Below are 22,079 nucleotides of genomic sequence, written 5' to 3'. Positions count from 1 at the left end.
TCGGGGATGATTTCGACAGTCTGAGGTCAGTTCCCGGCCAACAAAAAAGCCCGCCGGAAGGGCGGGCCTCGATGCAATCAGCGGCGTGGCGTGCCGCGGGCGCGCCGGAGATCAGGCGGCGCTGCGGGTCTCCGAAATGACCTCGACGATGTCGTTGACGACGGCCTCGACCAACTGCGGATCGTCGCCCTCGGCCATGACACGGATCAGCGGCTCGGTGCCGGACGGACGGATGACCAGCCGCCCGGCCTTGCCGAGACGGTGGCGTGCATCCTCGATGGCGGCTTTGACCGGAGCTTCCTCGAGCGGCTTGCCGCCGGCGATACGGACATTCTTCAGGAGTTGCGGCACCGGTTCAAACTTCTTCGACAGTTCGCTGACCGGACGGCCCTGGCGCTTGATGCAGGCCAGCACCTGCAGCGCCGATACGAGGCCATCGCCGGTGGTCGAGAAATCCGACAGCACAATGTGGCCCGACTGCTCGCCGCCGACATTGAGCCCGTGCGCGCGCATGTGCTCCACGACGTAGCGGTCACCGACCTTGGTACGGTGCAATTGCAGCTTCATGTCGCCGAGGAAGCGTTCGAGGCCGAGATTGGACATGACCGTCGAAACCACGCCGCCGCCGGCAAGCCGTCCACTCTGGTGCCAGGACTCGGCGATCAGCGCCATGATCTGGTCGCCATCGACGATCGTGCCATTCTCGTCGACGATGACGACACGGTCGGCATCGCCATCGAGCGCGATGCCGATATCGGCGCGCACTTCGTGCACTTTCTTCTGCAGGCCGGCCGGATGGGTCGAGCCGCATTCCTTGTTGATGTTGAAGCCGTTCGGTTCGACATTGATGGCCACGACCTCGGCCCCAAGCTCCCACAGCGCCTCGGGCGCCACCTTGTAGGCGGCGCCATTGGCGCAATCGACAACGATCCTGAGGCCCGAGAGCGACATCGAGCGCGGCAAGGTGCGCTTGGCGAATTCGATATAGCGGTCATGCACACCGTCGACGCGCTTGGCGCGGCCAAGCCCGTCGGAATCGGCGAGTGCCAGATCTATATCCTTGTCGAGCATGCTCTCGATGCGCTCTTCGATCTCGTCGGAGAGCTTGTAGCCGTCCGGCCCGAACAGCTTGATGCCGTTGTCGTAATAGGGGTTGTGCGAAGCCGAGATCATGACACCGATATCGGCGCGCAGTGAACGCACCAGCATGGCAACGGCCGGGGTCGGGATCGGGCCGAGCAGGAACACGTCCATGCCTGCGGCGCAAAGGCCGGCCACCATCGCATTCTCGATCATGTAGCCGGAAAGCCTGGTGTCCTTGCCGAGAACGACACGATGGCGGTGGCTGCCGCGCTGGAACGAAAGGCCGGCGGCCATGCCGACGCGCATGGCGATTTCAGCGGTCATCGGAAACTTGTTGGCGCGCCCGCGAATGCCGTCGGTGCCGAAGTAATTTCCTGCCATGCTAGTTAGAGTCCCTGACGGTTCTTTTGCCGGCATCTCATGCCACAATTGGCCGATGCGCCATGATCACATTGTGTGATTATATGTTACCAATCCTTAGAAAATCATTGTTGTGCGCTGCACACAACAAGGCCGCAACCCAACATGCTGGCACTGTGGCACGGCAATATACCAGTTCTGCGAGCTATTCGGCGCAGCTGCACGCGGAAAATCTTGTTTTCAACCCGGTAAGGGACAATGATTTCATCACCTTATCGGGAGAACCGAGCTTCCGGCGATATATACCTCACTTAGCATCTGGCGCAACCGATCGTTGAGCGTTATTGATTCGCCGGGACGTATAATGGGCTGCTGCAACGGAGAAACGCTATGCTCATCCACCGACTTGCCACTTTGACCGGCCTTGCCGTAGCGACGTTGTTCCTGGCTGCGCCAGCCAACGCGTTGACCATGGCCGAATGCAGCACGAAGTATAACGCCGCCAAGGATGCGGGGACACTTGCCGGACAGACCTGGAACCAGTTCCGCAAGGCACAGTGCGGCACCGACGCCGCGGCCACCACCGACACCAAGCCGGCAACGACCAAGGCTGCCGAAACCAAGCCGGCCAAGGCCGCCAAGCCTGCGGCCGCGGCGGCCGACAGCACGGCCAAAGGCCTGACGGCTAAGGAATGCAGCGCCAAGTACCAGGCGGCTAAGGCCGCCGGCACGTTGAACGGCATGAAGTGGAACGACTTCCGCAAGGCTGAATGCGCCGCCGGCGCATCCGCCGCCGCCGACACCACCAAGCCGGCAACCACCAAGGCCGCCGCGGCTGCCGCCGACGGCAAGGGCCTGACGATGGCCGAGTGCAGCGCCAAGTACCAGGCTGCCAAGACGGCCAACACGCTGAAGGGCCAGAAGTGGAACGACTTCCGCAAGGCCGAATGCGGCGCCGCTGCCGCCGATGACGACACCGTGCCTGCTCCAAGTGAAGCAAATTACACCAAGGAGCCGGCAAAGCCGACGACGGTTGCGCCCAAGGGCGTCACCTTCCCATCCGCGATCTCGCCGAAATATGCCAGCGAGACCCCCGGAAAGGGCCGCATGCATACCTGTCTCGACCAGTATTATGTCCTCAAGGACGCCAACGCGCTTGGCGGCCTGAAGTGGATCCAGAAAGGCGGCGGCTTCTACAGCCTGTGCAATGCCAAACTGAAGGGCTGATCGCCTAGTTATTCGAAGAAAGAAGGCCCACGCATCGTGAGATGCGCGGGCCTTTTCGTTGCGCGTTTGTTGCGCGCGAAGACGCTTGCGGCTCTACCCGCATCTGCATCTGTCGGGAACGACCGGCATCATCAACCCGCCCACACTTCCGACCGGCAGGTTTTATAAGTAGCTCGCAAAGATTCCGGTTGAACATATACGGAACAAACAGTATACAAAAGGACATCGAACGTTATCAACCAGGAGGGTCTTATGTTCAATTTGAAATTGGCGGTATTGGCTGTGACGGCATTGGTTGCCTGGGGCGTCGCCCCTGCAAGCGCACTGACGATGAAGGAATGCGGCGAGACCTATCGGGCAGCCAAGGAAGGCGGCACTCTGAACGGCATGGACTGGGCCGCTTTCCGCAAGGAGAAATGCGCGACGTCCGCAGCGGAGAGTGTCAGCGCGGATACCGTCAAAACCGCGCCGCAGCCGAAAAAGGAAACCAGCGCGGCGGTCGCCCCCACTGTAGCGCCGGCGGGCGTAACATTCCCGACCACCCTTGCCGCCGAGTTCGAGACCGAAAAGCCCGCGAAGGCGCGGATGAAGACCTGCCTGCAGGGTTACCACGGCAACAAGGAGGCGGGTACGTTAAACGGCCTTCGCTGGATCCAGAAGGGCGGCGGCTATTACAGCCTGTGCAATGCGCGGCTTAAGGGCTGATCGCCAGCAGCATTCGAAAAGCAAAAGCCCGCGAGCCGCAAGGTTCGCGGGCTTTTTGTGGACTGCGGAAGATAGTCCAACTGCCGCCAGTGGCCACGCGGCCAATCTCCCCCCTCCTGGGGATTGAGGAGCGATCCGCGCAGCGGACTGAGAGCCAATTGCCTGGCTTTCAGAGCAACGAAAGCCTGCAAGGCAGAGGGGCGCGAAGGATCGCCGCTTTCATTCCAGCTTGGGACCGCGCCCCCAGCCGCTCTCCAATTCCAAACAAAAACGCCGCGGACCAAGCCGCGGCGTTTCTCGATCAGTCTTTCTCGCGCCACCTCAACTCGATGGTTGGGGCTCCATGCCGCCTTCGGGCTCGGGACCCTTCTTGCGGCGGCCGCCGGACTTCGGCACGGCCGAGCCACGGCTGGGCGGCGTGTCGTCGCCAAGGTCGCGCGCCGGCTTCTCGCCGGCGATCAGCTGCTTGATCTCGTCGCCCGACAGCGTCTCGTATTCGAGCAGGCCCTGGGCCAGCGCGATCCATTCCTTCTTCTTCTTTGTCAGGATGGACTTTGCCGTCGAATAGGCCTCGTCGATCAGGCGGCGCACTTCGGCGTCGATGATCTGCGCGGTCTCTTCCGAGATGTTCTGTGTGCGCGCCACCGAATGGCCGAGGAACACTTCCTCCTGGTTGTCGCCATAGGCGACATGGCCAAGCTTGTCGGAGAAGCCCCAGCGCGTGACCATGGCGCGCGCCAGCTTGGTTGCCTGCTCGATATCGGAGGAAGCGCCCGAGGTGATGTTCTCCTTGCCGAACTTGAACTCCTCGGCGACGCGGCCGCCCATCATGATGGCGAGGCGCGAGATCATGTACTTATAGCTCATCGAATAGCGGTCGCCCTCCGGCAACTGCATGACCATGCCGAGCGCCCGGCCACGCGGGATGATGGTGGCCTTGTGCAGCGGATCGGCCGACGGCACGTTGAGCGCCAGTATGGCGTGGCCGGCCTCGTGATAGGCGGTCAGCTCCTTCTCGGCCTGGGTCATGGCCGACGAACGGCGCTCGGCGCCCATCATGATCTTGTCCTTGGCGTCCTCGAACTCGGCCATGGTGACGAGGCGCTTGTTGCGCCGCGCCGCCATCAGCGCGGATTCGTTGACTAGGTTCATCAGGTCGGCGCCGGAGAAGCCCGGCGTGCCACGTGCCACGACCTTGAGGTCGACATTGGGCGCCAGCGGCACGTTGCGCACATGCACCTTGAGGATCTTCTCGCGGCCGACGATGTCGGGGTTCGGCACCACCACCTGGCGGTCGAAACGGCCCGGCCTGAGCAGCGCAGGATCGAGCACGTCGGGGCGGTTGGTGGCTGCGATCAGGATGATGCTTTCGTTGGATTCGAAACCATCCATCTCGACCAGCAGCTGGTTCAGCGTCTGCTCGCGCTCGTCATTGCCGCCGCCGAGGCCGGCGCCGCGATGGCGGCCGACGGCGTCGATTTCGTCGATGAAGATGATGCAGGGGGCATTCTTCTTGGCCTGGTCGAACATGTCACGCACGCGGCTCGCGCCGACGCCGACGAACATCTCGACGAAGTCCGAACCGGAAATGGTGAAGAACGGCACGTTGGCTTCGCCGGCGACCGAGCGGGCGAGCAGCGTCTTGCCGGTGCCGGGAGGGCCGACCAAAAGCACGCCGCGCGGAATCTTGCCGCCGAGGCGCTGGAACTTCTGCGGATCGCGCAGGAATTCGACGATCTCTTCCAAATCTTCCTTGGCCTCGTCGACGCCGGCGACATCCTGGAAGGTGACGCGGCCATGCGCCTCCGTCAGAAGCTTGGCTTTCGACTTGCCAAAACCCATCGCACGCCCGGATCCGGACTGCATCTGGCGCATGAAGAATATCCAGACGCCGAGGATCAGGATCATCGGCAGCCACGAAATCAGGTAGCCGAACAGCGAATTGGAACCGTCGGTCTCAGGCCGCGCATTGATGGTGACGTTCTTGTCCTGCAGCCGCGAGACCAGCTGGGGATCGCCGGGCGAATAGGTCTGGAAGCTGGTGGAATTGTCGGTGTAGGTGCCGGTGATGCGTGCGCCCGCAATGGTCACCGTCTTGACCCGGCCGGCCGCGACATCCTGCAGGAACTGCGAATAAGGCACATCGCTCGAAGCCCCGCGCGTCTGCGGCGTCTGGAACAGATTGAAAAGCGCGATGAGCAGGACCGCTATGATCGCCCAGAGCGCGAGATTGCGATAGTTCGGATTCATCAATTGTCCCGTTGGCGTCCGCACACGGACAGCATCATGAGAGGAAACTTGGGCCTAACATAGGGAGAGCGTCTCCCCTTGCCAAGCAGAACAGCACGTCTGGGTTAAGCTTTCGGCCACCATCAATCGGCACTGTGGCCGCGCAATGGCGGAGCGGGAAGCGGTGACGCTCCGATCAGCCCGGCTGCGGCCCGCGCTGGCGCCAGATCGAAGGACGGCAGGAAGCGGGCAAAAGGCGACACGACCGGCCGTACCGCGAACCCTGGCGACCCCGGTTCGCCCTGCGGCAGACGAGGATTTTCAAGGGCTTGCCGCGATGCCGGTTCCGCAGCCAAAGCGGCGCGCATCAGGCTCGCCGGGGTTTCTCCATCATCGACCGCCAGCCGCTTCGCTGCTGCCGCACCCAACGGAGCGATCAACAATGCGCCTGACCTGTCGTTCAATGTGATGTGGCGGCGGCCGTCCCAGACGGCGTTGTCGGCGACCATGGCAGCCTGCGGCAAACCCCGCGCCTCGCGGCGCAGGAAGAGGCCGGCACGCCGGAAATCGACCACGGTCCGCGACAATGTGGCGCAAAGAAATCCGGCCTTCAGCCGGCCGAACAATGCCTCGCTACGCGCCTGGTCCGGCAGAAAGGCAACGCCGCCGGCGGTGGCCAGCAGGATACGCAACGCGTAGATGGCCGCCCGATTGTCGTCCACGGTCAGCAGAGCGGGATCGAGGCGGATGAGGCCGATGGCTGGCTGGCTGGCGAAGCGATGGATCAGATCGGCGGCGCCGGCGCCAAGCTGCCTGCGTTCGACGGCGGCCTGCCCGGCGAGCAGCAGCACATCCTCGATACGCCCGACAGTTTCGCCGGCAACAGCGGCGCGCACACGCGGCCGCTCGAAGGCCTCGTCGATATTGGTCGGATCATCGGCCCAGCCGACATGCTCACGCCCCAAGAAATCGCGAAGCGCCGAGCGCCGCGTGCCCAGAAGCGGGCGAACGATCCACTCGCGCCAGTCATAAAGGGTGGCCGGCGCCATGCCGGCAATCCCGCGGCCCGCCATGAAGGCAAACTCTCGGCCCTTATCCCGCGCCTGCCGCATCAGCACCGTCTCGGCTTGGTCGTCGGCGGTATGGCCAGTCACGATCAGGCCGATGCCTTCCGCGCGCGCCGCCTGTGCCAGCAAATGGTAGCGCGCTTCCCGCGCCGCCGCCGGCAGACCAGTCGATGGTTTGCTTCCGGCCCAGACCAGGGTGCGGTGGGCAATGCCACGCTCCAGGCAAAGCTTCGCTACAGCTTGCGCCTCGGCTGCCGAGCCCTGCCGCAAGCCATGGTCGACCGTCGCAGCCAGCAGCTTCGCGGACGGCGCGGTTCGGTCGAGATGCTGTTTGAGAAGAAGAAGCAGGGCGGTCGAGTCGCTGCCGCCGGACACGGCCGCGACGGCGCCGTGGGTAAAATCGATATGCGAAAAAAGTCCGGTCGAAAGATCAGGCTCGGTGTCGAGCATCAACGCATGTCGACCAAAAGTGGTCCCAGCTTTGGGAATAAGACATGCCTAGGAAAAATCAGCACGCAGCCAGGGCCTTCTCCTGCTTGACGCGTTCCTTGAGTGCATTGGAAATATCGGGGTAGCGCTTGCCGACTTCGCTGAAGGTGGCGCAGGCAACGTCGTGCTGCTTGAGACCGACCAGCGACACGCCGAGCTTCAACAGCATGTCGGGCGCCTTCTTGGCCTTCGGGTAGTCCTTGCTGGCGGCGAGGAAGACTTCGGCCGCGTCGCGGTATTTCTGCTGGCCAAGCAGCGATTCACCAAGCCAGTAATGCGCGTCCGCCGTCTTGGCGTCCTTGGGGAAGCGCGAGATATGATCGCGGAAACCCTGTTCGGCGGTGCTGTAATCGCCCGACAGGATGAACTGATAGGAATTGCGGTAGAGCTCTTCCGGGTCCTTGGTGGAAGGCAGCGCCGCGACGATCGTGCCATTGGACTTGCCGGCCTTGGCCGGTGCCTTGGTGGCCGGGGCAATATCTTGCGTCGGCGCGGTCGACTGGGTGTTGCCGCCGGCATCGATCACATTGCCGTTCTTGTCGACGGTGATGGAACCAAAGGTCTTTTCCGGCGCGCCGGTGCCCGGGATCACCTTGCCTGGATCGCCATCGGGTGATTCGACGATGACGTCCTCGACCGTCTTGCCGCCGGTCGACTGATCGCTGCCAGTAGCGGCGCCGGCATCAGCCGGCGCCTGCGTTGCCGGGACCGCGGCCACGTCGGTGTTGGTGTCAGTGGTTGCGTCGGACTTCTTCTTCGGCGCCGCCGGTGTCTGTCCGCCCTGCGAGCCGCCTTCCAGTTGCTGGAAGCGGAACTCGTTGTCTTCCTGCTGCTTGCGGATTTGCTCCTGCATCTGCAGGACCTGGAAATTAAGTTCCTCGATCTTGCCGTTCATCTGGCGCAGCTGGTCTTCCAGGCTTGTGACGGCAGTAGGATCGGACTGCACCATCTGAACCTGATCCAGGTTCTTCTTTTCACCGAAAAGCTTCGGCAATTCGATGCTGGGCAGATGGAAGGAAAACCCGCTGTCGGTTGATTGCCCCGTGCCGCTAGCCCCCAGGGCTGTGACGCCTGAAAGGAGCAGCAGCGCAAGCGTGCCGCTCAGAACCGATCTCAAATGCATGTGCCTCTCGCCGTGTGTCGTTGGTCTGTTTCGCGCCTTCCAACCAGAGTGGGACCAGCCAAGCGCCCTCGGCTCATAGCAGGGCGCGAGACTTCGGCCAAATTTTGTTTCGGACACCCAGATATGAAAAAGGCGGCCCGGAGGCCGCCTTTCGCGAAGCTGTGTTGTATTTTTGCCGATCAGGAACCGGCGCCGCTGAGCGTGGTGACCGCACGGCGGTTCTGCGACCAGCAGGAGATGTCGTCGCAGACCGCGACCGGACGTTCCTTGCCGTAGGAAATGGTCTTCAGGCGGCTGGAAGCGACACCCTTGGACACGAGGAAGTCGCGGGTGGCGGCGGCGCGGCGGGCGCCAAGCGCCAGATTGTATTCGCGCGTGCCGCGCTCGTCGGCATGACCTTCGACGACGATGGCATACTGCTTGTACTGGTTCAGCCACTGCGCCTGGCGCGAAAGCGTCTGCTGTGCGTCAGCTCGGATCGAGGTCGAGTCCGTGTCGAAGAAGATGCGGTCGCCGATATTGACGGTAAAGTCCTGCGCCGAACCCGGCGTTGCAGCGCCCGCGCCGTTGAGGCCAAGGTCAGCGGCGTTGTTCGGCGTCTTCTTCGAGGCGCAACCGGTGATGGCGAGCATCGCCACCAGCGCGATCATGGCCGGGTTTCTGGTAAGTGCTGCGATACGGCCCATGCCGCCTCTCCTTCGTATTTCGAGTGATCGTATTCGAGTGATTTCGTTGATCACCCAGTAACCACGTTTGGGTTAACCGGCATTCAAGAAACACGGTTAAAAATTGGTTTAGCTGCCCGTCCGCAGCCGTTTGGCTTGAAGCCACAGTTGGCGCGGACCCTAGGCGGAAATGCGGCCAAAACGCGACAAAGGCGTGGAAAATGGGGAACTGAAGAACTGGGGAATTGAAGAATTGGAGAAAGAGGTCACTTGAGCGCTCCTCTGAGATTCACCAGCATTCCGTAGATCTGGCTATAGGAATGCTGCCACCTGTCGAGCTGTGTCTTCTGTATGTACTCAAGGTCGAACGCGTAGGAGATCCATGTCTCCACTTCGCTGCACGATCCCATCGCCATCGAAATAAAGCGCGCGAATTCGGCTTTGGAGTGAGGTTGTTTGGCAAAACCCTCGGCCAGATTGGCGCAGATTGCCTTGCTGGAGCGACGCAACTGGTCGGCGAGCGCATATTGCTCGATCTTCGGAAAGGCAAGCGTGGCTTTGTGAATCTCAAGAGAAGCCGCGTAGGCGCGCTTGTAGACCTCAAGGTCTCTGGCGCGCCCAACGTAGTGTCCCTGCTTCTCCATTCCTCAGTTCTTCAATTCCTCAATTCTCCAATTCCCTCTTATTCCAGCAGCGGCGACCAGGCGGGATCGGACGCGAAGTTCGACGTCGGAATCGGCTGCTCGTTCCGGCCGGTAAGATCGACCGAAACCAGTTTCGGGCCGCCATTGGAGTCGCGGAAGAACATCAGCACGCGGCCGTTCGGCGCCCAGGTCGGTCCTTCCTGCTGGAAGCCCGAGGACAGGATGCGCTCGCCCGAACCGTCGGTCTTCATGACGCCGATCTGAAACTCGCCGCCGGTCTGCTTGGTGAAGGCGATGAGGTCGCCGCGCGGCGACCACACCGGCGTCGAATAGACGCCATCGCCGAAGGAGATGCGGGTCTGGCCCGAGCCGTCGGCGCCCATCACATAAATCTGCGCGCGGCCGCCACGGTCGGAGGTGAACACCACCTTGCTGCCGTCGGGCGAATAGGAGGGCGAGGTGTCGATGGCGGTCGAATTGGTCAGCCGCGTCGTCGAGCGGCTGCGCAGATCCATGGCGAAGATGTTGGAATTGCCGTCGTCGCGCAGCAGGCTCATGATCACCTTCTGGCCGTCGGGCGAGAAGCGCGGCGCAAACGTCATGCCCGGGAAATTGCCGACCAGTTCGCGCTGCCCGGTCTCAATCTGCAGGAGATAGACCCTGGGCTGGCCGCTTTCATACGACATGTAGGTGATTTCCTGCCGGTTCGGCGAGAAACGCGGCGTCAGCACGATCGAGCGACCATCCGAGAGATAGCGGACATTGGCGCCGTCCTGGTCCATGATAGCCAGGCGCTTCTTGCGCGCATTCTTGGCGCCGGACTCGTCGATGAACACCACGCGCGTATCGAAATAACCCTTCTCGCCGGTCAGCCGCTCATAGATGGCGTCAGCGATGATGTGGGCGACGCGGCGCTGGTTGGCGTCGTTGGCGAAGAACTGTTCGCCGGCCATCTGCTGTCCAGCAAAAGTGTCCCAAAGCCGGTACTGCGCACGGATGCGCCCGTCTGCTTCCTTGCTGACGCTGCCGGTGACCAGCGCTTGGGCGTTGATCACCTTCCAGTCGTCGAAGCGAGGGGCGGCGTCCGGGTTCGTTATCTTCTCGATGAAGGCGCTCTTGTCGATCGGCGCGAACAGGCCGGAACGCTTCAAATCAGCAGTGACGATCTGGGATATCTGGGCGCCAAGCGCGTCGCCACCCTGGAAATCCGTGATGGCGATCGGCAGCGGCTCGACATTGCCCTTGTTGACGTTGAGCTCGACGAGCGCCCATGCCGGCATGGGGATTACGGCCGTCATGCCCAGCGCCATGGCTGCAATCGTCAGGAGCGGCTTGAGGAAAGATCTCATATCTTCTCGCTTCTCTTCTTTGATTGGGTTGACGCCAGGCCTAAAGGCCGAGCATCTCCCTTGGATCGAAAGTGACCCGGATGTCGTTCCAGATATCCTGTTTGCCGGCAGGAACCTGCAGGCCGGCCACGTCGCATTTCTGAACCGCGCGAACCGCGCTTTCATCGAACTGCCGGTTGCCGCTCGACTTTTCGACGGACGGGCGTCCGTCGAGCTTGCCGGAGTTGTCCAGGTTGAAGCGCACGACGACGACGAAATTTTCCGAGCCTTCCAGCCCGACCGGCAAGGTCCAGCAACCGCCCAACTGGCTTTCCAGGGCGCCCTGCTCCGACTTCGACAACTTCTGGCCCTGATCCTTGTCGCCACCGAGCGAGGCCTGCTGCGTCGAGCGCTTGGCGCCGCCGCCGGATGGCTTCTGCTTGTCGAGGAGAGCGGAGATCTCGGCGGCGTTGAACTGCTTGTCGTCGGATTTCGGTTTCGACGAGGCTTCCTTGACCGGCTTGTCGGCATCCTTGCGTTCCGGCGCCTTGGCGCTTTCAGCCTGGGCCGGCTGCGGCTTCGGCCGTGCCTCAGGTGCCGGCGCCGAACTCGGCAATTGCGTCTCTTCGGTCGGCGGGTCCTTGGCTATGGCCTCGGCGACGGCATCCGGCTTGACCTCGGGCGTCGGATCGATAGCAGCGGTCTTGTCCTGCGGCGGCGGGGTCGGCGCCGGCTTGGCCGGCGTCGGCTTGGGCTCGGTCTGCTTGACCGGCTCGGGCTTGACCTCTTCCTTGGGCGTCGGCGCCGGCGCCACTTCCGTCGCCGGAATGGGCTTCGGCTTTTCCTGCGGCTTCGGCACGTCCTCGGTCTTCGGCTTTTCTTTCGGAGTCGGCGCCGGCGGCGGAGCCGAGGTCGTGTCGACCGGCTTCGGTTTGGCCTCCGGCGTTATCGGCTTGTCGGTGTCGACGCTGTTTTCGCCGATCTTCTGCGAAGCCGGCACGATGTCCGGACGCTGCGTCGGCAGCGGCGCCGGCTTTTCATGCATCACGGCCTTCTTGTCGCCCTGCAGCGTCTGCGCAATGGCTTCCATCGGCACGATATCGACCGCGACGGACTCGACATCGGCGGACGGAAGCGCTGCCGGCGCCGACAGCGTGAACAGGCCGAAGGCCAGCACCGCCGTATGTAAGATCACCGATGTGGTGAGGCCGGTCTTCATCTCGCGTCTATTGATCCTGTTCCTGCAGCGAAACCAGGCCGATATTCTTGTAGCCGGCGGCCGAAATGCGGGCCATCACCTTCATTGCCGTGCCATAGTCGGTGGACTTGTCACCACGTATGAAGATGCGCTCCTCGTAGCCGGTCTTCGAGATCGCCTGTAGCTTGGCCACCAGCTCCTCGATCGGGATCTCGGTTTCCTGCAGGAATATCTTGCCCGTGGCATCGATCGAGACGGTGATCGGCTGCGTATCGGCATTCATCGCCTTGGCCTGCGTGTCAGGCAGGTCGATCGGCACGCCGACTGTCAACATCGGTGCCGCGACCATGAAGATGATCAGCAGCACCAGCATCACGTCGACCATCGGCGTGACGTTGATTTCGGACATCAGCGCATGGTGACGGCCGCGCCGCCTGTGGCCGCGCCCGCCGCGTCCCGCCATGCCTACGGACATACCCATCAGCTACTCCTCAGGCCTTCGGCGCGACTTTTTCATCGATTTGGCGCGAGAGTATGGCGGAGAACTCGTCGGAGAACCCTTCCATGCGCACCGCGAGTTTGCTCGCATCCGATGACAGCTTGTTGTAGGCGATGACCGCCGGGATGGCGGCGAGCAGGCCGATGGCCGTCGCCAGCAGCGCCTCGGCGATGCCGGGCGCAACCACTGCAAGGCTGGTGTTCTTGGAGCCGGCAATGGCCTGGAACGAGGTCATGATGCCGATGACCGTGCCGAACAGGCCGATGAAGGGGGCTGCCGAACCGGTGGTGGCGAGGAAGCCGAGCCGCCCCTCCAGCTTCTCCATCTCGCGGGTCAGCGCCAGGTCCATCGCCTTGTCGATGCGGGTCTGCAGCCCGAGTGGCGTCTTGGCGCCCTTCTCGAAACTCTTCTTCCACTCGCGCATGGCAGCGACGAAAATGGCGCCCATGCCTGAGGTTTTGCGGTCGGCGAGCGTGCGGTAGAGCTCCTCCAGCGACTGTCCGGACCAGAAGACCTGCTCGAAGCGGTTCAGCGCCAGCCGCATGCGGCCATAGGCAACCAGCTTGTCGATGATGATCGCCCAGGTCCAGACCGAGGCGCAGAGCAGCCCGATCATGACCAGCTTGACCACCCAGCTGGCCTGCATGAACAGCGCCCAAATCGACAATTGCGCGCCCGGATCGGCGAGTGCGATATTTTCCATCGTTACGTCCTTAAGATTTTCCGGGCGAAGCTGGCGGCTGGCCCATGGCATCCCTTGTGGTCGGTTCGCACGCAGCTACCGGACACCCCAAACCGTGCCGTTGTCGGCCTTTTCAGGGCAAATATTGGTGAAAGGAAGGCGCCGGATTGCGCCAATCTTCACCAATCTCTTCATGAACCGTTATGGTTAAGGATGGGTTAGTGAATAAGGCGCGGCGCATTGCCGCGCCCGCCTGCTGCAATGCCCTCGTCCAAGCGCGACGCCGGGTGGGCTGAGATTCAGGTCAGGCCGAGTCGAAAACGGCGGACGCCGAGAACCGGAGCGGGGCGTACTTTTGGGTACGTGAGCTCAGTTCTACTGCGACGCAGTAGAACGGGGAAGCGCAGGAGACCGCCGTTTGCAGGCCGGCCTCACCTGAATATCAACCCACCCGAGGCATGAACGCCGCGACCCATTCCTTGGGAAAACGCCTCGGCCGGCCGTTCTCGCCGATGATCGCCGCCTCGACCTTGGCTTCGACCAGGATCTCGTCGCCACGCTTGAGCTGCTGGGCCATGAAGATGCGCGCGCCGGAAATGCTGTCGGTGCTTGTGTCGACGGTCAGGATGTCGTCGATGCGGGCGGGGCTGCGGAAGTCGATCTCCATGCGGCGCACCACCCAAACGATCTTCTCGCCATGCTTGCCGTCGGCGAGCTCCGTATGATGCACGCCGGTGAGCCTGAGATAGTCGGAGCGGCCGCGCTCGAGGAATTCCAGATAGCGCGCGTGGTAGACGACGCCGGAGAAGTCGGTGTCGGCATAATAGACCCGCGCCATCAGCCGGTGGCCGAACGCCGTCAGCGCGCCGGAAAGCCCCGCCAGCAGCGTCGCCGATTCACCATGATCGCCCATTGCGCTTCCTTTTTCAGTCTCGACGAGGCACCTGTTCCCTAGAGCAATTCCAGGAAAAGTGTGAGCGGTTTTCCGTCCGGAATTGCGTCGAAACAAAGAGTTAGAGTGGCTCGCCGTTTCTGTGAAACGGTGAACTACTCTAACGTGACATGGCATCGGATGGCACTGTTGACGGCGATGATCAAGCGTTTGATGGCGGCGCTGCTTGTGCTGATGGTTTTGGCTTGGCCCGGCCAGGCGGCGACTTTTACGATGAAGCGCGGCCTCAATCTCGACCAGTGGGTCACCTGGCCCGGCGAGGACCAATGGGGCGACGCCAAGGCGATCCTGCCCTATCCGGAATGGCGGAAATTCCTCAAAGACGACGACCTTAAGGCGCTGAAGGAGGCTGGCTTCGACTTCCTGCGCATGCCGGTCGATCCCTCACCCTTCCTGTCCGACCAGACCACGGCGTTGCGTGATGACCTCTATGCCAGCGTGCTGGACTCGGTGCGCATGATCAACCGCGCCGGCCTGAAGGTGATCGTCGATATGCACATGATCCCGGCGGGCAGCAGCCGCAAGATCGGCATGGCGCAAGTGATGGACGACCCGCAGACCTTCGACCGCTATGTCGACATGGTGCGCAAAATGGGTCGCACTTTGGCCAGCGAAGATCCCAGACAAGTCGCCTTCGAGCTGATGAACGAACCGATCGTCGATTGCGACAGCGACGGCACCAGCCTGTGGCCGGACCGCCAGCGCAAATTGTTCGCCGCGGCGCGATCCTCGGCAACCAAGCTGACCCTGGTGCTCACCGGCGCCTGCTATTCCGCCGCCTCGTCCCTGGAAAAGATCGATCCCAAGGCGACCCCCGATGACAATGTCATCTGGACCTTCCATTCCTACGATCCGTTCCTGCTCACCCATCAGGGCGCGACCTGGGCCGGCGATTTTATTCCCTACGTGACCGGCCTGCCCTATCCGCTGACATCAGTGCCGAAGGCGCAGCTCGACGTGACGCTTGACACCATCCGCGCCCGGATCAAGGCCGAGGCGCCGTGGACACGGCAAAGTGGCCTGCTGGCCTATCTCGACGAACAGGTCGCCAGCATGGACAGCCCCGACAAGCTGCTCGGCCTGATGGATGCGCCGTTCAACAAGGTCGAGGCATGGGCCGAGGCCAACGGCATCAACCCGGAAAACATCACGCTGGGTGAGTTCGGCATGATCCGCCAGGAATACGGCAATGCTTATGTGATGCCGGCCGAGTATCGGGCCGCCTATGTCAAGGACATGATCGCACGCGCCGAAGCGCACGGCTTCTCATGGTCGGTCTGGAGCTATGGCGGTGCCTTCGGCATCGTCGACGCCTTCAATGGCGACAAGGCCGAGCCTGACGTGATGGACGTGATCCGCTCGCTTCACTGAGGCCGGGCATGATCCCGAAAAGTGGATCCCGGTTTTCGGACAAACGGTTTCCGTTTGTCCTGAGATCATGCCCAAAACGTAAGATTTCAACCGAGGTCGATCTGCAGGATCTCCGGCCGCACGCCGAAACGCACCGGCATGATGCTGAAGCCGAGCCCGCCGGAGACGATCAAATTACGATCGTTCTCGACGACATGGCCGTAGGCGTAGCGATTGCCGAAACGCGACGGAACGACGGGCGAATAGCCGAACAGCCGCACCTGCCCGCCATGAGTGTGGCCCGACAAGGTCAGCGAAACCCGCCACGGCACGGTCGGGAAAATGTCAGGCTCATGGGCGAGCAGGATGATCGGCGCAGTGTCACCGACCTTGGCCAGCGTGCCGTCGAGATCGTCGAGCCCCTTGCAGTCATCACCCCTCCTGGCCGGCAGCAGCGCCAGTTGGTCGGCCAGGCCGGCGATCCAGACGCCATGGCCATCCTTCTCCAGGCGCACGACATCATTCTCCAGCACCGGGATGCCGACCTTCTCCAGGGCCTTGCGCGCGATGATCGGGCCGGCTCCGGCGCGCTGCGCGAAGCCGTCGCTCCACCAATCGTGATTACCAAGGATCGACAGGACGCCGAGCGGCGCCTTGAGGCCCGACAACGCGGATGCCCATTGCGATGGCGTCACCGGCCCCGTCACCAGAGGCATGCCGGCAATGTAGTCGCCCAGCAGCACAATGACGTCCGGCTGCAACGCGTTCGCGTCTTCGCAGAGCGAGGCAATATGCTCCTGCGTCATCCAGGGCCGGCAGGCGTGGATGTCGGCGAGCGCGACAACCCTCAGCTTCAGGCCATCAGGCCAGTGCGGCGGCTTCAGCGCGTAGCGCTTCACATGCGTCAAAAGCATCGGCTCGATGCCGACCGCATAGGCGCCGAGCGCGGCAGCGGTCAGGAACGACCCGCCGACAAAGCGCAGGAACCCGCGTCTGGTTATCATGGATTGGCTCCCAGCCCTTCGATCGCAGCGGTTCCCCGCACGCGTTCGATAAAATCCAGGATTACGCCGGCAAATCGGCAAAGACGCGCAGATTTTGCGCAGGACGGGTCACATATCCTTGATCACTGGTCTGGGAACTCGCGCCGGATCGCTTGGCGGCTATTCTTCCTGGAACAGGTTGATCTGCTGCTGTGCCAGGTCCTTCGGCGCGTCGAGGCCGAGATGGCGCCATGCATTGGCCGTCAGCATGCGTCCGCGTGGCGTGCGTTGGATGAAACCCTGCTGGATGAGATAGGGTTCGATGATGTCCTCGATGGCGTCGCGCGGCTCGGATAGGCCGGCGGCGATGGTCTCGATGCCGACCGGCCCACCGCCGAAATTGCGGGCGATCATGGAGAGATAGCGCCGGTCAAGCGCGTCGAGGCCGAGCGCGTCGACTTCCAGCCGGGTCAATGCCTCGTCGGCGATGTGACGGTCGACATGGCCATCGCCGGCGACCGAGGCGAAATCGCGCACACGGCGCAACAGCCGGCCGGCGATGCGTGGCGTGCCGCGCGCGCGCCGCGCGATCTCCAGCGCGCCGTCGTCGCCGAGCGGCATTTGCAGGATGCGGGCGCCGCGCCGCACGATCTGCTCCAGCTCCTCGACCGTGTAGAAGTTGAGCCGCACCGGAATGCCGAAACGGTCGCGCAGCGGATTGGTGAGCAGGCCAAGCCGCGTGGTGGCGGCGACCAGCGTGAAACGGGCAAGGTCGATCTTCACCGAACGCGCCGCCGGTCCCTCGCCGATGATCAGGTCGAGCTGGAAATCCTCCATCGCCGGATAGAGGATTTCCTCCACCGCCGGGTTCAGTCGATGGATTTCGTCGATGAACAGCACGTCGCCTTCTTCGAGATTGGTGAGAAGCGCCGCGAGATCACCCGCCTTGGCGATGACCGGCCCTGAGGTCGAGCGGAAATTGACGCCGAGTTCGCGTGCCATGATCTGCGCCAGCGTCGTCTTGCCGAGCCCCGGCGGACCGACGAACAGCACATGGTCGAGCGCCTCGTTGCGGCCCTTGGCAGCCTCGATGAACACTTTGAGATTGGCCCGCACCGCCGCCTGGCCGACAAAGTCGGCGAGCGTCTGCGGCCGCAAGGTCTGATCGGCATCCTCGCCGCGTTTTTCCGGCGCAATGAGACGGGGCGACAGGCTCATGCTGCCTTCCTCGCACAAGGCAGAGGACCGGACAAGCGAGCCCTCACCGCGCCAGTTCCTTCAGGCCGAAGCGGATCAGCTTCGAGGCGTCCGCGTCCTCGCCCGCTGTCTTCAGCGCTGCGGCAACCGCATTGGCGGCGGTGTCGCGCGAATAGCCGAGATTGACCAGTGCCGAGACCGCGTCGGTGATCGGTGCGGCTGCTACGCCTTCACCAAGCTCCTGCTTCAGGCCGATGGTGCCGGAGGCAGTACCCGCATAGGCCGGCGCCTTGTTCTTCAATTCGGTAACGATGCGCTCGGCCACCTTTTTGCCGACGCCAGGGGCTCGGCTGACCATGGCGATGTCGCGCAGTGCAATCGCATTGGCGAGGTCGGCCGGCGTCAGGGTCGACAGGATGGCAAGCGCTACCTTGGCGCCGACACCCGGCACATTGTTCATCAGCAACCGAAACCACTCGCGCTCAAGCTGCGACTGGAAACCGTATAGCCGGATCATGTCCTCGCGCACATAGGTCTCGATGAACAGCACCACCGCTTCGCCAGGTGAAGGCAGCGCCGCCAGCGTGCGCGCCGAGCAATAGGCGACATAGCCGACGCCATGAATGTCGACGAGACAATGATCCTCGTCGATCTCGTCCAACGTGCCCTTGAGCTTGCCGATCATTTCCGACAGCCTCTCATGACGCCAGCGCCATCCGATAGGCGGCGCTCTGGCGGTGATGCGCATGGCAGATGGCTATGGCCAGCGCGTCGGCGGCATGTTCGGTGTCGAAGGTCGCCTTGGGCAGCAGCACCTTGACCATCATGTGGATCTGCTTCTTGTCGCCATGGCCGACGCCGATGACAGCCTTCTTCACCGCATTGGGCGCATACTCGGCGACGACCAGGCCGGCCCGCGCCGGCACCAGCATGGCGATGCCGCGCGCCTGGCCGAGTTTCAGCGTCGCCACTGCATCCTTGTTGACGAAGGTCTGTTCGACGGCCGCCTCATGCGGCATTGCCGCATGCAGGACTTCGGCAAGCCCGTCATGCAATTGGCAGAGCCGCGTCGCCAGTGCCGCCTTGTCCTCGGAGCGCACGGTGCCGGACGCGACGAAGCGCAAGGAATTGCCGAGGCTCTCGACGATGCCCCAGCCGGTGCGCCTGAGCCCCGGATCGATACCAATGATGCGAATCGCGTCCCCCATCCGGTTACTTTACCTCCGGGGGACAGCGATGCCAGCGAAATGTGAACAAACCGGAAACGGCATCTATCGAGCCGGAAATATTCCGAAGCCGATTAGTTGCGGGCGAAAGCGGTGTTGAGCAGGCTGATCTGGTCCGAAACCGGATTGGGCCGGCGGCCCACAGGCTGCATGTCGACCACTGCGCCGGCGCCGTAGATCTCGTCGTCCATGCGGCGCACCAGCGCCTGCAGGCGAAGCGAGCGGTTGACGAGGTCGAGGAAATCCTCGGGCAGTTCGGCCCAGCCAGCGGCTTCGTCATGCGCGGAAGCGGTATCGAGGCGCACCTTGGATTTTTCCGAAGCGACCTGGTCGCGGGTCATTTCGCCGGAATTGGCCGCACGCTGCAAAAGCAGCCAGGAGGCAACCTGCATCAGCCTGGTCGTCAGCCGCATCGATTCGGCCGCGTAGAGCGTGGCCGCCAGCCGCGACAGCTTCTTGGCCTCGGCGCGGCCCTTGCCGTCGAGATATTCAGCCGCCTGTTCGACCAGCCCCATGCCTTCCTGGTAGAGCGGTTTGAAGGAATGCGAAAAAACCCGACGCTCCGCCAGTTTAACGGTTTTCGCACTGCCCTTCGAAGGCTCGTTCATTGCTACGCCCCTGCACTTGCAACCGGCCGATTCGGTTCTCTGCCGATACACCCGGCACCCTATCCAACTGAAGCTTGAAAATGCGCTTCGCCGGGGGTGAAGGCAAGCACATGTTTAACAGAAGGTTAACAGCGGACCGACACCCGGCGTGCAACCGGAATGCGGACAAAAAAAGAGCCGCGGATAAGGCGGCTCTCAGGAGTTTAACAGGGAGGCGTCAAACAAAGTGGCTCCAACCACTCGGTAAGAATCCAGATCACTGGATGCGCATAGTAAACGCCTGTAAAGCTTAATGAACCTTTAACGGCACCGATGTTTTTTGACTGAACGCCCCATTCCTGTGCCGTAACAGCACAGCCCCAAGAACCCTATCGGCCTTCGATTCAGGCCTTTTTCCAGACCGCGGGCAGGGCGATAAAGGCAAACAGGAGCATGGCCGCGTAGAAGCCCATCGAAGACGCCGCCACCATCGGTTCGATCGCGGCATTGCCGGCAAGCAGGAAGTAGAGGCCGATCAGCAGGCCGATGCCGCTGATGGCCGTCAGCCAGAAATGGACGACGGCCAGCGTCTTTTGTCCGACCGCCGGAAACAGATGATAGAAGAAGGCGAAGACTGCCGACATCAGCCATCCCGCGACCATGGTGTGAGCGTGGGTCGGCATCTGGCCATGATCCTGGCTGATCGCCATGTGGATGCCGAGCGCCATCCCGCACAGTGCATAGATGATCGCCAGTGTGAAGAAATTCCGTGCTACCCCTTGCATGCTTGTCCCCTCGAATTGCCTTTTCCCGTTTTCGGGAATGGGTTGATCGTCAGGCGATTGCTGTCGCCACCGGGCTCCCGGTGTCGGCGCACTAGCATCGGCAGTGTTTCAAGACGATGTCGCGCTCCCCTGACGCATCCGACAATAGCAGAAATGAAACCGCGCATCGGCTTGTTGTTGGCAACCGCGCTGGTTGAAAGCCGCCGAAACAGAAACTGTTTTTCGCGACATCGTTCCGAAACAGGCGCCACGCTAAACGCCCGCTCCTCTGGCGGCCGGGGCATATCCGCTCCGCCGCAAAACCCGAAATATCCCAAGGAGCAACGGATGGACTGGTATTCGATCGTCAAATTTCTCCACATCGTCTCGGCCATTTTGTGGGTCGGCGGCGGCTTCGTGCTGTTCCTGCTCGGCGTGCTTGCCGAGCGCGCCGGCAACATCGCGGACAAGCTTCAGGCGATGCGCGCCAGCGGACAGCTGGGCGGGTGTTTCTTCGCGCCGATGTCGATGCTCACCCTGATCTTCGGCCTGATCATGTGCAGCTTCTGGGTCGGCTTCTCCGACCTGTGGATCATCATCGGCCTGGTCGGCTACGCCACGACCTTCTCGATCGGCATGTTCATCTTCAAGCCGACCGGCGAGCGCATGGGCGCGATGATCGCCAAGGAGGGCGTCACGCCGGCTGTGCTTGCCATCGGCCAGCGCATGATGAGCGCGGCGCGCTTCGACTATGCGGTGATGCTGGTGATCGTCGCCGACATGGTGCTCAAGCCGACCATGCATGATGTCGGCATCCTCGCTGGCATGATACTGGTCCTGGTGGTGGGCGCCACGCTGGCCTTCAGTGGAAGCCGCCGGCTCGTGGAAAGCGCCGCCTGACGCTGGCGGTGAACCGCGCGCGGCAGCAAATCCGCCGGCCTGTTACATCAGGCCGGCAAGACCATCCCACAAAAGCTTCAGCGCCACGACCGCCACGGTCGCGTAGGTGAAGGGATAAAAGATCTCGGGCCGCATCCGCCGCACCAGCCAGGCGCCGGCGATGGTCGACAGCGGCGCCAGCGGCATCAGCACGGCCGATGCCGTCAGATTGGCGGTGTCGAACTGGCCGAGCGCGAAATAGGGGATGAGCTTCAACGCATTGGTCGCGGCAAAGAAGATCGCGGCCGTGCCCGACAGGACCTTGGGGTCGAGCCGGATCGGCAAGGCATAGACCTGGAAGGGCGGGCCGCCGACATGGGCGACGAAGCTGGTGAAGCCGGCAACCGTCCCCCAGATCGCCGCGGCCAGGCGGTTGGGCTCGGCGGCATGGTCGGCGCCATGGCGGAACTGCAGATAGAGCCAGCGCAACACGAAGATGATGGCGACGGCGCCGACGATCAGCCGCACCGCCTCTTCGGTGACCAGTGCGGCCGTCAGCCAGCCGAGGCCAATGCCGATGACGGCGCCCGGCATCATGTCGACCAGCATCTTGCGGTCGTAAACGCCCCACCACGTCCACACCGAGACGATGTCCATCAGGCACAGGATCGGTAAGAGGATGGCGGCCGCCTGCACCGGCGGTATGGTCAGCGCCATCAGCGGCACGCCGACGAAACCGACGGCGCCGCCAAACCCGCCCTTGGACAGGCCGACCAGAATGACCGCCGGTATGGCGGCCGCGTAGAACCACGGATCGAGAAGCAGGCCTGACATGGGGAGGG

22 protein-coding genes are annotated in these 22,079 nt (G+C 62.8%); 4 read left to right on the top strand and 18 right to left on the bottom strand.

From position 1 onward, the window contains the following. Window positions 1–111: 111 nt before the first annotated feature. Window positions 112–1,464, bottom strand: a complete 1,353-nt coding sequence (glmM, locus tag JN279_RS07030) for a phosphoglucosamine mutase (protein WP_096451184.1) — start codon at window positions 1,462–1,464, stop codon at window positions 112–114. Between the two features lie 369 nt (window positions 1,465–1,833). Here glmM and JN279_RS07025 point away from each other — a divergent pair, with 369 nt between their 5' ends. Continuing rightward, on the top strand, window positions 1,834–2,670 hold the full coding sequence (locus tag JN279_RS07025; protein ID WP_096451186.1) for a hypothetical protein: 837 nt from the start codon (window positions 1,834–1,836) through the stop codon (window positions 2,668–2,670). A 252-nt stretch (window positions 2,671–2,922) separates the two neighbouring features. Further along, window positions 2,923–3,375, top strand: a complete 453-nt coding sequence (locus JN279_RS07020; protein ID WP_096451188.1) for a hypothetical protein — start codon at window positions 2,923–2,925, stop codon at window positions 3,373–3,375. 321 nt (window positions 3,376–3,696) lie between these two features. Here JN279_RS07020 and ftsH read toward each other — a convergent pair whose 3' ends face one another. From ftsH to ybgC, 10 genes are all read right to left on the bottom strand, one after another. Continuing rightward, window positions 3,697–5,625 carry an ATP-dependent zinc metalloprotease FtsH gene (gene ftsH / locus JN279_RS07015; protein ID WP_095201160.1) on the bottom strand — a complete coding sequence of 643 codons (1,929 nt, stop codon included), beginning with the start codon at window positions 5,623–5,625 and terminating at the stop codon, window positions 3,697–3,699. Window positions 5,626–5,747: 122 nt separating this feature from the next. Next, a complete protein-coding gene (gene tilS / locus JN279_RS07010; protein WP_096451190.1) occupies window positions 5,748–7,121 on the bottom strand; it encodes a tRNA lysidine(34) synthetase TilS in 1,374 nt (457 codons plus the stop codon). 58 nt (window positions 7,122–7,179) lie between these two features. Next, window positions 7,180–8,283, bottom strand: coding sequence for a tol-pal system protein YbgF (ybgF, locus tag JN279_RS07005; protein ID WP_202352388.1), 1,104 nt, complete (start codon window positions 8,281–8,283; stop codon window positions 7,180–7,182). Between the two features lie 179 nt (window positions 8,284–8,462). Next, on the bottom strand, window positions 8,463–8,969 hold the full coding sequence (pal, locus tag JN279_RS07000; RefSeq protein ID WP_095201157.1) for a peptidoglycan-associated lipoprotein Pal: 507 nt from the start codon (window positions 8,967–8,969) through the stop codon (window positions 8,463–8,465). Window positions 8,970–9,214: 245 nt separating this feature from the next. Continuing rightward, complete coding sequence (locus JN279_RS06995; protein WP_096451194.1) at window positions 9,215–9,592, bottom strand: four helix bundle protein; 378 nt, start codon at window positions 9,590–9,592, stop codon at window positions 9,215–9,217. Between the two features lie 38 nt (window positions 9,593–9,630). Next, window positions 9,631–10,941, bottom strand: coding sequence for a Tol-Pal system beta propeller repeat protein TolB (gene tolB, locus JN279_RS06990; RefSeq protein WP_096451196.1), 1,311 nt, complete (start codon window positions 10,939–10,941; stop codon window positions 9,631–9,633). Between the two features lie 40 nt (window positions 10,942–10,981). Then, window positions 10,982–12,139 (bottom strand): cell envelope integrity protein TolA, encoded by a 1,158-nt coding sequence (locus JN279_RS06985; protein WP_096451197.1) that lies wholly within the window; start codon window positions 12,137–12,139, stop codon window positions 10,982–10,984. A gap of 7 nt (window positions 12,140–12,146) precedes the next feature. After that, window positions 12,147–12,599, bottom strand: a complete 453-nt coding sequence (gene tolR / locus JN279_RS06980; protein WP_096451199.1) for a protein TolR — start codon at window positions 12,597–12,599, stop codon at window positions 12,147–12,149. A gap of 10 nt (window positions 12,600–12,609) precedes the next feature. Further along, window positions 12,610–13,320 carry a protein TolQ gene (gene tolQ, locus JN279_RS06975; RefSeq protein ID WP_010912029.1) on the bottom strand — a complete coding sequence of 237 codons (711 nt, stop codon included), beginning with the start codon at window positions 13,318–13,320 and terminating at the stop codon, window positions 12,610–12,612. 421 nt (window positions 13,321–13,741) lie between these two features. Beyond that, window positions 13,742–14,212, bottom strand: a complete 471-nt coding sequence (ybgC, locus tag JN279_RS06970) for a tol-pal system-associated acyl-CoA thioesterase (protein ID WP_096451201.1) — start codon at window positions 14,210–14,212, stop codon at window positions 13,742–13,744. 159 nt (window positions 14,213–14,371) lie between these two features. Here ybgC and JN279_RS06965 point away from each other — a divergent pair, with 159 nt between their 5' ends. After that, the gene (locus JN279_RS06965; protein WP_096451203.1) at window positions 14,372–15,622 is read left to right on the top strand and encodes a glycoside hydrolase family 5 protein; all 1,251 of its coding nucleotides are present in this window, start codon (window positions 14,372–14,374) and stop codon (window positions 15,620–15,622) included. An 86-nt stretch (window positions 15,623–15,708) separates the two neighbouring features. Here the strand turns inward: JN279_RS06965 and JN279_RS06960 are convergent, their stop codons facing one another. The 6 genes from JN279_RS06960 to JN279_RS06935 form a co-directional block, all read right to left on the bottom strand. After that, window positions 15,709–16,605, bottom strand: coding sequence for a metallophosphoesterase (locus tag JN279_RS06960; protein WP_096451205.1), 897 nt, complete (start codon window positions 16,603–16,605; stop codon window positions 15,709–15,711). 159 nt (window positions 16,606–16,764) lie between these two features. Continuing rightward, entirely contained in the window at window positions 16,765–17,802 is a 1,038-nt protein-coding gene (gene ruvB / locus JN279_RS06955) for a Holliday junction branch migration DNA helicase RuvB (RefSeq protein ID WP_096451207.1), read from the bottom strand. Window positions 17,803–17,845: 43 nt separating this feature from the next. Further along, window positions 17,846–18,466, bottom strand: coding sequence for a Holliday junction branch migration protein RuvA (gene ruvA, locus JN279_RS06950; RefSeq protein ID WP_202352387.1), 621 nt, complete (start codon window positions 18,464–18,466; stop codon window positions 17,846–17,848). A gap of 13 nt (window positions 18,467–18,479) precedes the next feature. Next, complete coding sequence (gene ruvC, locus JN279_RS06945) at window positions 18,480–18,989, bottom strand: crossover junction endodeoxyribonuclease RuvC (protein WP_056575418.1); 510 nt, start codon at window positions 18,987–18,989, stop codon at window positions 18,480–18,482. 92 nt (window positions 18,990–19,081) lie between these two features. Further along, complete coding sequence (gene rcdA, locus JN279_RS06940; protein WP_172222804.1) at window positions 19,082–19,615, bottom strand: protease adaptor protein RcdA; 534 nt, start codon at window positions 19,613–19,615, stop codon at window positions 19,082–19,084. A gap of 383 nt (window positions 19,616–19,998) precedes the next feature. After that, window positions 19,999–20,379, bottom strand: a complete 381-nt coding sequence (locus JN279_RS06935) for a hypothetical protein (protein WP_202352386.1) — start codon at window positions 20,377–20,379, stop codon at window positions 19,999–20,001. A 327-nt stretch (window positions 20,380–20,706) separates the two neighbouring features. Here JN279_RS06935 and JN279_RS06930 point away from each other — a divergent pair, with 327 nt between their 5' ends. Further along, window positions 20,707–21,258 (top strand): DUF2269 family protein, encoded by a 552-nt coding sequence (locus tag JN279_RS06930; RefSeq protein ID WP_202352385.1) that lies wholly within the window; start codon window positions 20,707–20,709, stop codon window positions 21,256–21,258. A 42-nt stretch (window positions 21,259–21,300) separates the two neighbouring features. On the opposite strand, the gene JN279_RS06925 is transcribed toward JN279_RS06930, so the two are convergent. Further along, window positions 21,301–22,071, bottom strand: coding sequence for a sulfite exporter TauE/SafE family protein (locus JN279_RS06925; RefSeq protein ID WP_096451217.1), 771 nt, complete (start codon window positions 22,069–22,071; stop codon window positions 21,301–21,303). Window positions 22,072–22,079: the final 8 nt, after the last annotated feature.

This window comes from Mesorhizobium sp. 113-1-2 (assembly GCF_016756475.1).
In the GTDB taxonomy this organism is placed as follows: Bacteria; Pseudomonadota; Alphaproteobacteria; order Rhizobiales; family Rhizobiaceae; genus Mesorhizobium; species Mesorhizobium loti_C.
The sequence above is the reverse complement of the archived record's forward strand: the minus strand, read 5'-3'. Positions and strand labels throughout refer to the sequence as shown.

What these genes read in the sequence shown, in the direction of transcription:
- JN279_RS07025 (WP_096451186.1), top strand. Translation starts at nt 1,834, where the DNA reads ATGCTCATCCACCGACTTGCCACTTTGACCGGCCTTGCCGTAGCGACG.
- ybgF (WP_202352388.1), bottom strand. Translation starts at nt 8,283, where the DNA reads ATGCATTTGAGATCGGTTCTGAGCGGCACGCTTGCGCTGCTGCTCCTT.
- glmM (WP_096451184.1), bottom strand. Translation starts at nt 1,464, where the DNA reads ATGGCAGGAAATTACTTCGGCACCGACGGCATTCGCGGGCGCGCCAAC.
- JN279_RS06965 (WP_096451203.1), top strand. Translation starts at nt 14,372, where the DNA reads ATGGCACTGTTGACGGCGATGATCAAGCGTTTGATGGCGGCGCTGCTT.
- JN279_RS06930 (WP_202352385.1), top strand. Translation starts at nt 20,707, where the DNA reads ATGGACTGGTATTCGATCGTCAAATTTCTCCACATCGTCTCGGCCATT.
- JN279_RS06995 (WP_096451194.1), bottom strand. Translation starts at nt 9,592, where the DNA reads ATGGAGAAGCAGGGACACTACGTTGGGCGCGCCAGAGACCTTGAGGTC.
- JN279_RS06935 (WP_202352386.1), bottom strand. Translation starts at nt 20,379, where the DNA reads ATGCAAGGGGTAGCACGGAATTTCTTCACACTGGCGATCATCTATGCA.
- tilS (WP_096451190.1), bottom strand. Translation starts at nt 7,121, where the DNA reads ATGCTCGACACCGAGCCTGATCTTTCGACCGGACTTTTTTCGCATATC.
- JN279_RS06985 (WP_096451197.1), bottom strand. Translation starts at nt 12,139, where the DNA reads ATGAAGACCGGCCTCACCACATCGGTGATCTTACATACGGCGGTGCTG.
- rcdA (WP_172222804.1), bottom strand. Translation starts at nt 19,615, where the DNA reads ATGAACGAGCCTTCGAAGGGCAGTGCGAAAACCGTTAAACTGGCGGAG.
- tolQ (WP_010912029.1), bottom strand. Translation starts at nt 13,320, where the DNA reads ATGGAAAATATCGCACTCGCCGATCCGGGCGCGCAATTGTCGATTTGG.
- ftsH (WP_095201160.1), bottom strand. Translation starts at nt 5,625, where the DNA reads ATGAATCCGAACTATCGCAATCTCGCGCTCTGGGCGATCATAGCGGTC.
- pal (WP_095201157.1), bottom strand. Translation starts at nt 8,969, where the DNA reads ATGGGCCGTATCGCAGCACTTACCAGAAACCCGGCCATGATCGCGCTG.
- JN279_RS06960 (WP_096451205.1), bottom strand. Translation starts at nt 16,605, where the DNA reads ATGATAACCAGACGCGGGTTCCTGCGCTTTGTCGGCGGGTCGTTCCTG.
- ruvC (WP_056575418.1), bottom strand. Translation starts at nt 18,989, where the DNA reads ATGGGGGACGCGATTCGCATCATTGGTATCGATCCGGGGCTCAGGCGC.
- tolB (WP_096451196.1), bottom strand. Translation starts at nt 10,941, where the DNA reads ATGAGATCTTTCCTCAAGCCGCTCCTGACGATTGCAGCCATGGCGCTG.
- ybgC (WP_096451201.1), bottom strand. Translation starts at nt 14,212, where the DNA reads ATGGGCGATCATGGTGAATCGGCGACGCTGCTGGCGGGGCTTTCCGGC.
- JN279_RS07020 (WP_096451188.1), top strand. Translation starts at nt 2,923, where the DNA reads ATGTTCAATTTGAAATTGGCGGTATTGGCTGTGACGGCATTGGTTGCC.
- JN279_RS06925 (WP_096451217.1), bottom strand. Translation starts at nt 22,071, where the DNA reads ATGTCAGGCCTGCTTCTCGATCCGTGGTTCTACGCGGCCGCCATACCG.
- ruvA (WP_202352387.1), bottom strand. Translation starts at nt 18,466, where the DNA reads ATGATCGGCAAGCTCAAGGGCACGTTGGACGAGATCGACGAGGATCAT.
- tolR (WP_096451199.1), bottom strand. Translation starts at nt 12,599, where the DNA reads ATGGGTATGTCCGTAGGCATGGCGGGACGCGGCGGGCGCGGCCACAGG.
- ruvB (WP_096451207.1), bottom strand. Translation starts at nt 17,802, where the DNA reads ATGAGCCTGTCGCCCCGTCTCATTGCGCCGGAAAAACGCGGCGAGGAT.